Origin of the sequence: Micromonospora inyonensis (genome assembly GCF_900091415.1) — a bacterium.
Taxonomy (GTDB): Bacteria; Actinomycetota; Actinomycetes; order Mycobacteriales; family Micromonosporaceae; genus Micromonospora; species Micromonospora inyonensis.
The window spans coordinates 2,839,740-2,854,045 of sequence record NZ_FMHU01000001.1 but is presented as its reverse complement, the minus strand read 5'-3'; the positions used below and the strand labels follow the sequence as shown (position 1 = coordinate 2,854,045).

Here is a 14,306-nt window from a genome sequence, read left to right as displayed (position 1 = left end):
GATCAGTAGAGGAAGAACGGGGCGGTCGGACTGCCCGGTGTGGCCTCGGCACCCGCCGGCCCGATCCCCTGGACCTGCTCCCGCAGGACCTGGGCGAGCGGCGGCCCGGCCCAGGTGACCCGGTTCGCCTCGTACATCACCGGGCTGCGGGCGAACGGGACGACCGGATTGTCCGGGTAGCTCGCCAGGTGGGTGACCTTCGCACCGAGGTCGGTCCGGAGCGCGACCTCGGCCCCGGCCCCGTCCACGCTCACCTCGTAGACCGCCGGCTGGCCCTGCGCGCCGGCCAGGACCAGCCGGGACTCCCCGGCCCAGTCCACCGCGGTGAGCGCGGTCAGCGAGGTGGGCACCTGACGGGTCGGCCCGACGGTGACCCCACCGCCGTCCACGCTCACCGCCGCCACGTACAGCCGGCCACCGACGACCAGCGCGATCCGGTGCCCGTCCAGTGCGGCGGCGACCGCGGTGACCGGACCGGGAACGATCAGCGGCACCGGGGTGAGATGGGCGGCGCTGTCGAAGCGGTGGAGCCGGCCGTCGGCCACCACCAGCCCGTGTGCGCCCCGGGTGTCCGGGGTCTTCAGCCAGACCGGCCGACCGATCGAGCCGTACGTCGCGGCGCTGCGGGCGGTGACCCGTACCGGGGCCGCCCCGCTGCCCACCGCGAGCCGCTGACGCCGGCCGTCGGCCACCACGAGCGCGGCGAGGATCCGGTCCCCGGCCCGGCTGAGTCCGGCGGAGACGACGTCGCGGTTGTCCGCTTGGGCGACCGGGTCGGTGCCGCTGATCTCGCCGAGGAACGCCAGCGGGCGCACCACCCCCTCGTACACGCAGAACCGTTGCGGGTCCTGCCGGACCGGGTACACGGGGTTGGCGAGCCGGTGCTGGGCGGCGCTTGCGACCTTCCGGCGGGTCTGGTTGCGGACCTTCAGCTCCAGCGGGCCGTCGAGGTCCGGCAGCGACCAGGCGAGCTGGGTGACGAGCCGGTCGAACTTGGCCCCGTCCTCGCCCGACATGGCGATGTCGATCTCCCACCGACCGTCGGTCTCGGTGGCGTTGTTGATCAGTTGGGCGCCGTCGGGCAGCCGGGTGACGGTCGGGGCGAGCCACTCCGACGGGCCGTCGGTGAGCCAGCCGACCACCTCGGTGACCCGGCGCTCCTTCGGCACCGCGAGGGGGAGGTACCGCTGGTCCGGGACGAGCCGGGTCTGGTTGGAGTTCCAGAAGTAGATCGTCGAGGGCCGGTAAAACATCTGGAGCGCCTGGTCGCTGAGGAGCAGCGTGCTCGGCGGGTCCACGACGTAGTAGCCGGCGTCGTCGTCGTCCGACCCGGCCGGCGCGGCGGCCCGCAGGTTGAACTGGTACTCCGTCTCGGTGGCCACCGGGGGCGCGAGGGTGCCGTTGGCCCGCAGCAGCCCCACCTGCTGCACGGTCACCCGGACCGAGAAGGTGGCCTCCTCGCCGGTGGTGCCCTGCGGGTTCACCGTGGTCACCGGGTCGTCGAGCAGGCGGACCACGTTCACCGCAAAGTCGCTGCCCTGCTTCTCCTGGAGCCGGTCCCGGTCCTCCGGGGCGATGAACTGCAACACCCGGTCGTACGCCCGGTTCGCCTCGCCGGCCGGGGCGGCGAGGAAGTTACGGATGAACGCGGCCGAGTCGCTGCCGCTGGCACCGCGCGGCGGCGGCTCGCTGGGGCGGCCGTCGACCGAGCCGGCCTCCCCGACCGGCCCCGGGCCGTCCACCCGCACCTCGGAGAACTGCGGTATCCCGCAGCCCCCCAGCCCGGCGGCCAGCAGCACCCCGGCAAGCAGCGCCGCCACCAGCCGCCGGTTCACGGCCCGACCTCGGCCCGCTCGCCGTCGGTCGCCGGGCCGATCGCCAGGGCCCCGCCGGGCCCGGGACCGATGGCCAGCAGTTCCCCGTCGCGAGGGCCACCGAAGGGCAGCGTGGCGTCGGCGGGCACCAGCCGCAGCGGCGAGGTGGTCAGCCGGTCCCCGGCGCGGGCCGGCAGGGTGAGCCGGAACTGCGCGCCCTGCCCCGGCGCGCCCCACGCCTCCAGCCAGCCGCCGTGCAGCCGGGCGTCCTCCAGGCTGATGGAGAGGCCGAGCCCGGTGCCCCCGGTCTGCCGGGCACGGGACGGGTCGGCGCGCCAGAACCGGTTGAACACCAGCTTCTCCTCCCCCGGTTTCAGCCCCACCCCGTGGTCGCGGACGGTCACCGCCACGGCGGTCTCGTCCGCGCCCAGCGTGATCCGGACCGGCCGCCCCTCGCCGTGCTCGACGGCGTTGCCGACCAGGTTGCGCAGCACCCGCTCCACCCGGCGCGGATCCACCTCCGCGATCACGGGGGAGGCCGGGACGTCCAGTTCCAGCGGCACTCCGACCCGCTCGGCGAGGCTGCCGAGCCGGTCGGCCACCCGCTGCACCACCGGCACCAGGTCGGTCGGCTCGGAGTCGAGCATGGCGAACCCGGCGTCGAAGCGGCTGATCTCCAGCAGGTCGGTGAGGAGTTCCTCGAAACGGTCCAGTTCGGCCTGGAGCAACTCGGCGCTACGGGCCACCGCCGGGTCGAAGTCGTCCCGCTCCGCGAAGATCAGGTCGGCCGCCATCCGTACCGTGGTCAACGGGGTCCGCAGCTCGTGCGAGACGTCGGAGGTGAACCGGCGCTGGATCCGGGACATCTCCTCCAGCCGCAGGATCTGCCGCTGGAGGTTGGTCGCCATCTGGTTGAACGAGGCGGCGAGCAGGGCGAGGTCGTCCTCGCCGTTGACGGTCATCCGCTGGTCGAGCAGGCCGGCGGAGAGGCGCTGGGCGGTCCGGGCCGCCGCCCGGACCGGGCTGACCACCAGCCGGGTCACCAGGGCGGCCAGCAGCCCGAGCAGGAGGACCAACGCCACCCCGGTGGCCACCACGGTGGCCCGCGCGTCGCCGGCCGTCTGGGCCTGCCGGGTCAGCGGTACGAAGTAGTACAGCTCGACCTGGCCGAACCGGGTCGGCACGGGCGAGCCGTACACCAGGTAGGTGGTTCGTTCCCCGGCCACCTGCCCGGTCCGGATCTGGTGGGCGACCTGACCGTCCGCGACCGCGGCCCGCAGCTCCGCGCTGACCAGGGGCCAGACGTCCACGTCGGGCGAGGTGCGCGACTTCAGCACGCCGGAGTACCGGTCAGCGGTGATGGCGACCACCACCCCGCCGGTCTGCGCCGGGTCGCCCCCGCCGGCCAGGTAGTTGACCGTGCCGTCCAGGGTCTCCTGGAGCTTCGCCTCCTGCGGCTGGCTGAACACCCGGAACTGCTTCTCGGAGTACTCCCGCCCGCTGGTGAGCCGCAACAGCACGTCGGTCTGCGCGTTCTCCAGCAGGATGCCGGTGATCTTGTCGGCGATCAGGTAAGCGAATCCGCCGACCAGCAGGCTGGACGTGACGAGCGTGATGGTCACCACACGCACCTGGAGGGAGCGGCGCCAGGTCTGCCGCACTCCGGCGGTGCCCCGGGCGGACCACCCGACCAGGGCGTGCCAGAAGGCCCACACGGCGGAGAACCAGTGTGGACGGGAAGCGGGATCGACGGAGGTCGGGGAGTCACGCACAGTGGTCCCCAGGTTATCCCGTCCCCGCCCTGTAGCCCACGCCCCGCACGGTCAGGATGATCTCCGGCCGCTCCGGGTCCGGCTCGATCTTGGCGCGGAGGCGCTGCACGTGCACGTTCACCAGCCGGGTGTCGGCGGCGTGCCGGTACCCCCAGACCTGCTCCAGCAGGACCTCCCGGGTGAACACCTGGCGCGGCTTGCGGGCCAGCGCGACCAGCAGGTCGAACTCCAGCGGCGTGAGCTTGACCTCCTCGCCGTTGCGGGTGACCGTGTGCGCCGGCACGTCGATGGTGATCTGGTTGGTCGGCGGGCCGATGGTCAGCATCTCCGGTGCGGCGTCCTCACCCCGACGAAGCCGGGCCCGCATCCGGGCCACCAGCTCCTTGGGCTTGAACGGCTTGACCACGTAGTCGTCCGCCCCGGACTCCAGCCCGAGCACGACGTCGACGGTGTCGCTCTTGGCGGTCAGCATGACGATCGGCACGCCCGACTCGCCCCGGATCGCGCGGGCGACGTCGATGCCGCTCATGCCGGGCAGCATCAGGTCGAGCAGGACGATGTCGGGCCGGTTCTCCCGGAAGGCGGCCAAGGCTCGCTCCCCGTCGGCGACGAAGGAAGGTTGGAATCCGTCGTTGCGCAGCACGATGCCGAGCATCTCGGCAAGCGCAGGGTCGTCGTCGACCACCAGTACCCGTGCTCTCATGGGACTAATATTTCATCCCCGTTCGTCATCGTGGGATTGGTGTCACCAGCGCGATAGCCGCGCCGGCAAGCTTGCCACAGAGGACAGGCGACAAGCAGGGCCGGCGACCCCTACCGGGGCGCTGGCGAATCCACCACCGGTGGGACAGGAGGGACCGGCATGCGTGTCCTCGGCCCGTGGCTGGCCGTGCTGGCCCTCGTCCTGCTGCTCAGCGCGCTGCGGTTGCGCGCGCTCGCGGCAGCGGTCTCGGTGGGCTGGCTGGTGTGGTGCGTCTGGACCTGGATCCGGGCGGCGGCGCGGCGCGGCGGCCGCTGAGCCGACGGCCCGACGTCCGGCACCGTCGGCGGATGTGCCGGACCGGGCCGGCTGCGCCCAGCCGGCCCGGTCGCGTCGGTGCTCAGTAGCGGTAGTGCTCCGGCTTGAACGGGCCCTCCGGCGACACGCCGAGGTACGCGGCCTGCTCCTTGGTGAGGGTGCTCAGCTTCGCGCCGAGCGCGTCCAGGTGCAGCCGGGCGACCTTCTCGTCGAGGTGCTTCGGCAGGACGTAGACGCCGATCGGGTACTCGTCGGTCTTGGTGTAGAGCTCGATCTGCGCGATGGTCTGGTTGGCGAACGAGTTCGACATCACGAAGCTCGGGTGCCCGGTGGCGTTGCCCAGGTTGAGCAGTCGACCCTCGGAGAGCACGATGATGGCGTGGCCGTCGTCGAACCGCCAGACGTCGACCTGCGGCTTGATGTTCTCCCGGGTGACGTCCGACCGCTTGGCCAGGCCGGCCATGTCGATCTCGTTGTCGAAGTGGCCGATGTTGCCGACGATGGCCTGGTGCTTCATGCGGGCCATGTGCTCGTTGGTGATCACGTCGAAGCAGCCGGTGGCGGTGATGAAGATGTCGGCCTGCTCCACCACGTCCTCGAGGGTGGCGACCTGGTAGCCGTCCATCGCCGCCTGGAGGGCGCAGATCGGGTCGACCTCGGTCACCACGACCCGGGCACCCTGGCCGCGCAGCGACTCGGCGCAGCCCTTGCCCACGTCGCCGTAGCCGAGCACGACCGCCATCTTGCCGCCGATCAGCACATCGGTGGCCCGGTTGATGCCGTCGATGAGCGAGTGCCGGCAGCCGTACTTGTTGTCGAACTTGCTCTTGGTCACCGAGTCGTTGACGTTGATGGCCGGGAAGAGGAGCTTGCCGTCCCGGTGCATCTCGTAGAGGCGGTGAACGCCGGTGGTGGTCTCCTCGGTCACGCCCTTGATGCCGGCGGCGATCCGGGTCCAGCGCTGGTTGTCGGAGGCGAGCGAGCGGTGCAGCACGCCCAGGATGACCGCGAACTCCTCGGACTCGGCGGACTCCACCGGCGGCACCACACCGGCCTTCTCGAACTCGACACCCTTGTGCACGAGCAGGGTGGCGTCACCGCCGTCGTCGAGGATCATGTTCGGCCCCTGGCCGTCCGGCCAGGCCAGCACCTGCTCGGTACACCACCAGTACTCCTCCAGGGTCTCGCCCTTCCAGGCGTACACCGGGACGCCGGCCGGGCTCTCCGGGGTGCCCTCGGGGCCGACCACGATGGCCGCCGCGGCGTGGTCCTGGGTGGAGAAGATGTTGCACGACGCCCAGCGCACCTCCGCGCCCAGCGCGACCAGGGTCTCGATCAGCACCGCCGTCTGGATGGTCATGTGCAGCGAGCCGGTGATCCGGGCCCCGCGCAGCGGCTGGGCCTCGGCGAACTCGCGACGGATCGCCATCAGGCCGGGCATCTCGTGCTCGGCGAGGCGGATCTCCTTGCGCCCGAACTCGGCGAGCGACAGATCCGCCACCTTGAAGTCGCCCTCGGCAAGGGTGCGCGGCCGGGCCTCGGACGGCGCACTGCTGGACGCCGGGAGGGTGCTGGTCATGAGAGCTCCTGTCGGAACGAGATTCTTGGGCGGCTATCCACCTTACGCGAGACAGCGCGCGGGGCGGTCGAGCACAGACGGAGAATCCGTCCAGCATCGGCCGCCCCGCGCATCCCCCCGGTTTGGTTCCCCGCCCGTTTCTCGGACCTGCGTCGCGATAACGGTGCGTACTCACAGGTTCACACTGCGGGTCCGACACGTCAAGCATTTCTGGAATATCCGGCATGCGTGTTGCGCGGTATTCGACCGTTTTCGCCAGACGTCCTCCCGGACCCGGTTCCGATGCGCGGCAGACGACGTCAGCGCAGGCCCACGGCGGCGACGAAGGCCTCGCCGGGCCCTCCGACGATCAGCGGGCCGGCCTCAGCGGTGCCGATCGCCGCTTCGCCGCACCGCAGCGTCACCCCACCCGCGTCGTCGCCGACGGTGACCGTACCGGCCACGCAGAGGACCACCCGGGGGCCGGGCACCGGCAGCCGTACCTCCGCCGACCCCGCCGTACCGGCGACCCGGTAGAGCACGAAGTCGTCGACCGGTACCGGCCAGGTCACCACACCCGGTACGACCGACCGGGCGGCCACCACCGGATCGTCGAGGACGTCGAACCGGAGGATCCGCAGCAACTCCACCGGATCGACGTGCTTGGGGGTGAGCCCGCAGCGCAGCACGTTGTCACTGGCCGCCATCAGTTCCACGCCCGCGCCCCGCAGGTAGGCGTGAAGGTTGCCGGCCGGCATCCAGATCGCCTCGCCGGGCGCCAGCCGCACGCGGTGCAGCAGCAACGCCACCAGCACGCCCGGATCGTCCGGGTACCGGGCGGCCAGCTCGCGGACCAGCGCCGCGTCCGGACCGGTCACCGGTGCCGCCACCACCGAGCCGACCAGCCCGGCCCGCTGAGCCGCCGGCCAGCCGAGCAGCAGACGGACCGCCTCCCGCAGTCCCGACTCGCCGTCGGCCAGGGCCTTCACCACCGGCGCCAGCGCGGGCACGCCGAAGCTGGCCAGCGCCGCGGCCGAGACGGCGGGATCGCGGAACCCGCAGAGCGCGTCGAACGGTGTGAGCGCCACCAGCAGTTCCGGCTTGTGGTACGGGTCGACGTAGTTGCGCGGCCCGTCGGCGCGGGCGCAGTCGGCGGCGTACCCGGCCCTGGCCTGCTCGGCGTCCGGGTGGACCTGGAGGCTCAGCGGCGCCTCGGCGGCCAGCACCTTGAGCAGGAAGGGCAGCCGGGGGCCGAACCGGTCCAGCACCTGCGCGCCGAGCCAGTGGCCGGGATCGGCGGCGAGCAGGTCGAGCAAACTCACCCGCCCGCCGTCCCGGTCCACCGTCGCCGGTGCGCCCGGATGGGCGCCCAGCCACAGTTCCGCCTCCGGTCCGTCGCTGGGCACCGGACGCCCCTGGAGCTCGGCGATCGCCGACCGGGAACCCCATGCGTAGTCCCGGACCGGCCCGTACAGCTGCTCCACGGTCAGTGCCCGGGCTGGCCGTCGTCCGTCCCCGCCGCAGCGGTTCCGGCGGTCCGCGCCGCAGCCGCCTGCGCCTTGGCAACGGAGTAGATGTCCGGTTCGAGGTAGATCACCCGGGCCACGGGCAGGGCCGCACGGATCCGGGCCTCCACCGCGTTGATCCCCTCGGCCAGCCGGTCCGCCGACTCGTAGGCCGGCACGCCGATCTTCGCGGCCACCAGCAGCTCCTCCGGGCCGAGGTAGAGGGTCTTCATGTGGATGATCCGCTCCACCTCCGGCCCGTCGGCGATCGCCTGCTCGATCCGGGCCACGTCGTCGGCCTCGGCACCCTCACCGAGCAGCAGGCTCTTGGTCTCGATCGCCAGGATGACCGCGATGGCCACCAGCAGGACGCCGATCGCCGCGGTGCCGGCGGCGTCCCACAGCCCGTTGCCGGTGATCAGGGTCATGCTGACCCCGATGAGCGCGAGGACCAGGCCGACCAGCGCGCCGAGGTCCTCCAGGAGCACCACCGGCAGCTCCGGGGCCTTGGCCCGCCGGACGAACTGCACCCAGGTGGCCTTGCCCCGGACGTGGTTGGACTCGACGATCGCGGTGCGGAAGGAGAACGTCTCCATGATGATCGCCGCCACCAGCACGGTCACCGGCACCCAGTGCCAGCTGTCGATCGGGTGCGGGTCGTGCCACTTGTGGTACGCCTCGTAGAGGGCGAAGAGGCCACCGACGCTGAACAGCACGATCGAGACGATGAACGCGTAGACGTAGCGCTCCCGGCCGTACCCGAAGGGGTGCTGCGGGGTGGCCTGCCGCTTGGCCCGGCGACCGCCGAGCAGCAGCAGCCCCTGGTTGCCGGAGTCGGCGACCGAGTGGATCGACTCGGCGAGCATCGACGACGAGCCGGTGAGCAGGAACGCGATGAACTTGGTGACGGCGATGCCGACGTTGGCCAGCAGCGCGGCCACGATCGCCTTGGTGCCGCCGCCGGCGCTCACGCCGCCGCTCCGTCCGGTGTGTGGTGCGGCACGGAAGTGCCGAGCCGGGGGGTCGACTCGTTCACGGGTTTGCGAGCTCCTTCATTTCTGAGACGGCGGGAACCGCCATCGGGTCCAGACCGTGTGCCAGCGCGAGGTAGATGGAGGCGAAGTCCGGTACGGCGACCAGGGAGGCCAGCCGCTCCAACGCGGAGCCACCCTCGGCGGTCACCACGTCGCAGCGCACGCCGCGCCGCTCGGCGAGGGTCTGCACCGCGTCCGCCCGACGCTCCTCGACCGCGAGCGGCTCGTCGGAGTCGTCGTCGGCGTTGAGCCCGCCGTCACGCAGCAGCACCACCCGGAGCCGGGTGCCGTCGGGGGTGTCGTCCGGGTCGGCGAAGATGTCCCGCGCCGACTCGACCAACCCACCGAAGACCCCGTCGAGCAGACCCACCCGGCCCCGGCCCGCCTCGCCGAGCGCCCCGGCCACCACGGGGTAGCGGGCGTTCGCCGAGAGCGTGTCACCGAAGCGGCGGGCCGCGACGGTGGCCAGCGGCGACGAACCCCAGACGATCGGGATCGAGCCGGCCAGCCCGAGCGCCAGCGACTTCGCCGGGTTGACGAAGGACTCGGCGGTCGGGCGGCACCGGTCGGCGTCGGCGTCGAGCCGGGCAGCCGTCTCGGCCAGGTCGGCCTCGTTCACCTTCACCAGGCCGAGCGTACGGGCGGCGAGCAGAACCGGCACGGTGAGCGCCCAGAGGCTGGCCCGGGCCGGGGCCCGGCGCGGCACCGGGATGAACGGGGCCCGGGCGCGCTCGGCCACCGACTGGAGCCGGGAGTCCGGTGCGCCGACCGCGACCAGCCGGGCGCCCCGGCGGTGGGCGGCCTCCGCCGCGCCGAGCGCCTCGGGGCTACGACCCGAGGCGCTGACCGCGATCACCACGTCCGCCGCGCCGACCCAGCCGGGCACCCCGGCGCTGCGGTGCGGGATCACCGGTACCGGGCAGCGCGGCCCGGCCACCGTGGCCAGCACGTCACCGGTACGCCCGGCGGTGCCGATGCCCGCGATCACCACCGCCCGCGGTCGTCCCTCGTCGGCGAGGACCTGGAGGTTCGCCTCGGCGGCCAGCGCGGCCGTCTCGCGGACCTGGGCCCCGGCGGAGGCGATGTGCCGCAGCATGCCGCCCGGGTCCTTCTCGGCGAGCGCGTCTGGATTGTCGAGCAGGGACTCGTCGGCCTCGCGGTGGCCGCTGACTCCGGCCGTGCCCTCGATCACGACTGCCGCCCCGGGCGTGCCTCGTCCAGCAGCAGCACGGGCACGTCGTCCCGCACCTCGAAGATCCGGTGGCACTCGGTGCAGGTCAGCGTCTGCGCCTGCGGGTCGTAGTCGAGTGGGGCGTGGTGCGTGTCCGGACAGGCGAGGATCTCCAACAACTGCGGATCCAGGGCCACGGCGCGGCTCCTTCCACGTATGTGGTCTCACCGGTCGGTCCCGCCGACCGGCGCACGCGATCTTATCGGCGAACCCGTTCGAGCACCTCGTCACGGAGTGCGGCCATCCGGTCCCGGGTGGGTGCCTCGACGTTGAGCCGCAGCAGCGGCTCGGTGTTCGAGGCGCGCAGGTTGAACCAGGCCCCGTCGGGGAAGCGCAGGGTCAACCCGTCCATCGTGTCGACCTCCGCCTCCGGGTACGCGGCCCGCACCTGGGCGACCTTCCCGGCCTGGTCGGCGACGGTCGAGTTGATCTCACCGGAGGCGACGTAGCGCTCGTACCCGGCGGCCAGCTCGGAGAGGGGACGGTCCTGCTCACCGAGGGCGGCCAGCAGGTGCATGGCGGCGAGCATGCCGGTGTCGGCGAACCAGAAGTCCCGGAAGTAGTAGTGGGCGGAGTGCTCGCCGCCGAAGACCGCGTTGGTGCGGGCCATCTCCGCCTTGATGAAGGAGTGGCCGACCCGGGCCACCACCGGGTTGCCGCCGTGCTCCCGGATGATCTCGGGCACCGCGCGGGAGGTGATCAGGCCGTGGATGACCGTCGCGCCGGGGTGCTTGGCCAGCTCGCGCGCGGCCACCAGCGCGGTGATCGCGGACGGGGAGACCGGCTCGCCCCGCTCGTCCACCGCGAAGCAGCGGTCGGCGTCCCCGTCGAAGGCCAGCCCGACGTCGGCTCCGTGCGCGACGACCGCGCGCTGGAGGTCGACCAGGTTCGCCGGGTCCAGCGGGTTCGCCTCGTGGTGGGGGAAGGTGCCGTCCAGCTCGAAGTAGAGCGGGACGATCTCCAGCGGCAGGGCCGGGAGGACGGCGTCGCCGAGCACGCTCGGCACGGTGTGCCCGCCCATCCCGTTGCCGGCGTCGACCACCACCTTGAGCGGCCGGATCCCGGCGAGGTCGACCAGGCCGCGCAGGTGGGCGGCGTACTCCGGACGCAGGTCGCGCTGCCGCGCCGGCGGGGTCGGCTCCCCCGTCGGGGCGGCCTCGCCCTTCTCAAGCAGGGCCTGGGCGCGGTCGCGGATCTCGGCCAGCCCGCTGTCCTGCCCGATCGGCCGCGCACCGGCCCGGCACATCTTGATGCCGTTGTACCGGGCCGGATTGTGACTGGCGGTGAACATCGCGCCGGGCAGGCCGAGCGCGCCGGAGGCGTAGTAGAGCATGTCGGTGGAGGCGAGGCCGATCTCCACCACCGAGCGACCCTCGGCGCGTACGCCGGCGCCGAAGGCAGCGGCCAGACCGGGCGAGGTGGCCCGCATGTCGTGCCCCACGACCACCTGGTCCCCGGGTTCGCCGGTGGTGTTCAACAGGTGGGTGAAGGCGGCACCGAGGGCTTCGGCGGCCCGTTCGTCCCACTGGTCCGGCACCGTCCCTCGGACGTCGTACGCCTTCACGATCTGGGACAGGTCAGACACCGGATTCGCTCCCTCGCCCGTGGGTCCTCAACGCCACTGAGCGTATCGGAGGGTACGGCGGCTACTCGGGTAGGCGAGGCATGATGGCCGTCGAGTCCCCACCGCCGGTGTGCTCCGGAGGCGGGGGCGTACCGGGCTGCCCGGATCTCGGCGACGGATACACCGCGCCGCCCGACCCGTACGCCGGTGGCGGAGGTGACGCCGGATACACCGTGCCCGACGCCGGCTGACCGGCGCCCCGGGGTGACCCCGGGTAGACCGTGCCCCGGCCCGGCTGTCCGCCCGGCGGGAGCTGTCCGCCCGGCGGGAGCTGTCCGCCCGGCGGGAGCTGTCCGCCCGGCGGGACGGGATGACCGGCGTAACCGGCCATACCGCCGGGGGCCGGATGGCCGCCGGAGCGGTAGGTGGTGCCGCCCGGGTTGCCCGGCAGCGGCGGCACCGGCGCGGGCGACGCCGGGTCCTCGTCCCGCCGGTCCGCGCGGGAGCGGCGGAAGAGCAGGACGATCAGACCGAGCCCGACCGCCACGAGAGCCACGCCGAAGACCATCACCAGGGAGAGCCCGCCACCGGACCCGCTCCCGTCGGCAGCCTGCCCACCGCCCCCGCCCGCCGCGGCGAGCGTCGAATCCACCACCGGATCCTCGGTCGGCGGCCCGGTCTCCACCGGACTCGGCGTCGGGCTCGGGGTCGGGGTCGGGGTCGGTCTCTTCGTCGGAGTGGGGCTCGGGGTGGCCTTCCGGCCCGCCCGGACCAGGGACGTGTCGGCGTTCCGGCCGATCGTCTGGCCGGCCGCGGTGGTCGCCTCTCCCGCCACGGTGAGCTTTCCGGCGGGCGCGCCGGGCAGGAAGGTCACCCGGTACCGCACCGTGATGCTCTTGCCCTTGCAGAGGGTCGGGTTGGCCGGGGACGTCCGGGCGGTGCTCAGCACGCCGCCCCCGGAAACCGGGACCGGCCACCACTGGCCACCGGCGGACACCTGCACCTCGACCTGCTCGGCCCGGACCCCCTCCAGCCGCAGGCGCAGCCCGGTACGCAGCAGGACGCAGCCCCCGCTTCGCTTGCGCACCTCGACCGACACGGATTCGGCCGATCCGCCAGCGGTGAAGCTGCTCGGGAGACGCACCCGGACCGAGTCGTCGTCGGCCAGTGCGGGTGGCGCACCGAGGACCACCGCGCCGCCCGCCAGCGCGCAGACCACCGCCAGGCGCGCCGCTCTCCGACGTACCGTCATGATCACCTCGCCGTTCCTCCCCGGTTGGGGTCCGGCCGTCAGGCTACTCCTGGAGGGCTGACCGACCTGCGGCATCGATCGCCCGTGATGCTCCAACCCACCTCCCCGGCCCGGCTCCGTCCACCTCGGCTACGGCATCGTCAGGTGCGACCGGCCAGCGCCGCCCGGCAGAGCCGGTCCGCCGTGCGGGTGGTCTCCGGTAGGCGGTAGCCCGGCGCGAACGCAAGCACCAGGGCGCAGGCGTTCTCCAGGCCCATCCGGTGACCGACGGAGACGAAGACGGGCTTCACCCCGTCCTGGGTACGCAGCACCCGGCCCACCACCTCCGTACCGTCCACCAGCGGCGACCAGGAACCCCGCCGCTCGCCGGGTGGATCCCAGGTGCCCACCAGCGGGGTCTTCCCCACCCCGATCGCCGGCAGGCCGGTGAGCACCCCGAGATGACAGGCGAGCCCGAACCGCCGTGGGTGCGCCAACCCGTGCCCGTCACAGACCAGCAGGTCCGGCGGGCTCGCGAGCCGGTCCAACGCGTCCAGCAGCGCCGGCAACTCCCGGAAGGCGAACAGGCCGGGCACGTAGTCGAACGCCGGGCGGCCGGTCACCACCGCCGAGTCGACGACCCGCAGCGTCCGCGAGTCCAGCACGGTGACGGCCGCCGAGAGCCGGTCACCGTCCTCGGCGTAGGCGACGTCCAGGCCGGCCACCGTCGTGGGCGCGGTGGGACCCGGCCCGACCAGGTCGACCAACGGCCGCAACCGGTCCTGTACGCGCAGCGCCTCCGCCACCGTCGCCGGCCATTCGACAGCCCCGTGTTGTTGGCCGCGGTCCGGTTCGGTGGATCGGCCGACATGCTGGGTACCGGTGGCAGAGCGTCCAGGGATAGCCTCACTCCGATGGAGGCAGGCTTCACCGGATCCCGCGTCTCGATTCCCACTGATAGGCAGATCCGCGCCCTGCATGAGCAGTTCGCGCCGACTCGCGACGCCTTCGATCTCGTCTACTCCCACTGCGAGATTGTGTGCGAGCTGGCCGAGCGCCTGCTTGCCGGACGGGAGCACGATCTCGACATCGAGCTTGTCCGTGCGGGAAGCCTGCTCCACGACATCGGCGTGTATCGCCTGTACAGCCCCTGCGGCGCACTTGACCAGGAGAACTACGTCCGTCACGGACTGTTGGGGTACGAGTTGCTCCGAGGTCTCGGATATCCGGAGGCTCTGTGTCGCTTCTGCTCACGCCACACGGGGATGGGGCTGTGCCGCGACGACGTGCTCCGGCAGGGGCTTCCGTTACCGGCCGGCGACTACATGGCCGAGACCGGCGAGGAACACATAGTCATGTACGCGGACAAGTTCCACAGCAAGACGACGCCGCCGACGTTCGTTTCCGCTGCTTCCTACGTGTCCAGCGTCCGGCGGTTCGGCGAAGACAAGGCGGCCCGCTTCGCGTCTATGATGGGGCAGTTCGGCGAACCGGATCTCGCACCGCTGGCAAGCGTCCACGGACACAAGGTCGTGTAGCGATCGTCTACCACCGGTACACCCACGACGGCCGGGGTGAG

At 72.5% G+C, this 14,306-nt stretch carries 13 protein-coding genes; 2 read left to right on the top strand and 11 right to left on the bottom strand.

Annotated features, from left to right (window positions below; genetic code table 11):
* Nucleotides 1-2: 2 nt before the first annotated feature.
* From GA0074694_RS12905 to mtrA, 3 genes are all read right to left on the bottom strand, one after another.
* Nucleotides 3-1,835: an LpqB family beta-propeller domain-containing protein gene (locus GA0074694_RS12905; RefSeq protein ID WP_091457540.1), complete on the bottom strand. Its 1,833-nt coding sequence runs from the start codon at nt 1,833-1,835 to the stop codon at nt 3-5.
* Nucleotides 1,832-3,508, bottom strand: a complete 1,677-nt coding sequence (mtrB, locus tag GA0074694_RS12900) for an MtrAB system histidine kinase MtrB (RefSeq protein WP_091459090.1) — start codon at nt 3,506-3,508, stop codon at nt 1,832-1,834. The genes GA0074694_RS12905 and mtrB overlap by 4 nt, the downstream gene beginning before the upstream one ends.
* 91 nt (nt 3,509-3,599) lie before the next feature.
* The gene (gene mtrA, locus GA0074694_RS12895; RefSeq protein WP_091457537.1) at nt 3,600-4,289 is read right to left on the bottom strand and encodes an MtrAB system response regulator MtrA; all 690 of its coding nucleotides are present in this window, start codon (nt 4,287-4,289) and stop codon (nt 3,600-3,602) included.
* 159 nt (nt 4,290-4,448) lie between these two features.
* Between mtrA and GA0074694_RS31605 the strand changes: the two genes are divergently transcribed.
* Entirely contained in the window at nt 4,449-4,604 is a 156-nt protein-coding gene (locus GA0074694_RS31605; protein WP_176737888.1) for a hypothetical protein, read from the top strand.
* A gap of 82 nt (nt 4,605-4,686) precedes the next feature.
* On the opposite strand, the gene ahcY is transcribed toward GA0074694_RS31605, so the two are convergent.
* From ahcY to nfi, 8 genes are all read right to left on the bottom strand, one after another.
* Nucleotides 4,687-6,183 carry an adenosylhomocysteinase gene (gene ahcY / locus GA0074694_RS12890; RefSeq protein ID WP_091457534.1) on the bottom strand — a complete coding sequence of 499 codons (1,497 nt, stop codon included), beginning with the start codon at nt 6,181-6,183 and terminating at the stop codon, nt 4,687-4,689.
* Between the two features lie 299 nt (nt 6,184-6,482).
* Nucleotides 6,483-7,646, bottom strand: coding sequence for a mannose-6-phosphate isomerase, class I (manA, locus tag GA0074694_RS12885; RefSeq protein WP_091457531.1), 1,164 nt, complete (start codon nt 7,644-7,646; stop codon nt 6,483-6,485).
* 2 nt (nt 7,647-7,648) lie between these two features.
* Nucleotides 7,649-8,638 (bottom strand): cation diffusion facilitator family transporter, encoded by a 990-nt coding sequence (locus GA0074694_RS12880; protein ID WP_091457526.1) that lies wholly within the window; start codon nt 8,636-8,638, stop codon nt 7,649-7,651.
* Nucleotides 8,639-8,699: 61 nt separating this feature from the next.
* Nucleotides 8,700-9,893, bottom strand: coding sequence for an SIS domain-containing protein (locus GA0074694_RS12875; RefSeq protein ID WP_091457523.1), 1,194 nt, complete (start codon nt 9,891-9,893; stop codon nt 8,700-8,702).
* Nucleotides 9,890-10,069, bottom strand: a complete 180-nt coding sequence (locus tag GA0074694_RS12870) for a Trm112 family protein (protein ID WP_088980537.1) — start codon at nt 10,067-10,069, stop codon at nt 9,890-9,892. The genes GA0074694_RS12875 and GA0074694_RS12870 overlap by 4 nt, the downstream gene beginning before the upstream one ends.
* Before the next feature lie 62 nt (nt 10,070-10,131).
* Complete coding sequence (locus GA0074694_RS12865) at nt 10,132-11,517, bottom strand: phosphomannomutase/phosphoglucomutase (protein WP_091457519.1); 1,386 nt, start codon at nt 11,515-11,517, stop codon at nt 10,132-10,134.
* 61 nt (nt 11,518-11,578) lie between these two features.
* Entirely contained in the window at nt 11,579-12,748 is a 1,170-nt protein-coding gene (locus GA0074694_RS12860; RefSeq protein ID WP_141714071.1) for a hypothetical protein, read from the bottom strand.
* 140 nt (nt 12,749-12,888) lie between these two features.
* Nucleotides 12,889-13,533, bottom strand: a complete 645-nt coding sequence (gene nfi / locus GA0074694_RS12855; RefSeq protein ID WP_245714663.1) for a deoxyribonuclease V — start codon at nt 13,531-13,533, stop codon at nt 12,889-12,891.
* A gap of 108 nt (nt 13,534-13,641) precedes the next feature.
* Between nfi and GA0074694_RS12850 the strand changes: the two genes are divergently transcribed.
* Nucleotides 13,642-14,265, top strand: coding sequence for an HD domain-containing protein (locus GA0074694_RS12850; RefSeq protein WP_091459086.1), 624 nt, complete (start codon nt 13,642-13,644; stop codon nt 14,263-14,265).
* The last annotated feature ends 41 nt before the right edge of the window (nt 14,266-14,306 follow it).

Bases quoted from the DNA above. Each gene is read 5' to 3' on its own strand.
- mtrA (WP_091457537.1), bottom strand. From the start codon at position 4,289: ATGAGAGCACGGGTACTGGTGGTCGACGACGACCCTGCGCTTGCCGAG.
- GA0074694_RS31605 (WP_176737888.1), top strand. From the start codon at position 4,449: ATGCGTGTCCTCGGCCCGTGGCTGGCCGTGCTGGCCCTCGTCCTGCTG.
- ahcY (WP_091457534.1), bottom strand. From the start codon at position 6,183: ATGACCAGCACCCTCCCGGCGTCCAGCAGTGCGCCGTCCGAGGCCCGG.
- GA0074694_RS12860 (WP_141714071.1), bottom strand. From the start codon at position 12,748: ATGACGGTACGTCGGAGAGCGGCGCGCCTGGCGGTGGTCTGCGCGCTG.
- GA0074694_RS12850 (WP_091459086.1), top strand. From the start codon at position 13,642: ATGGAGGCAGGCTTCACCGGATCCCGCGTCTCGATTCCCACTGATAGG.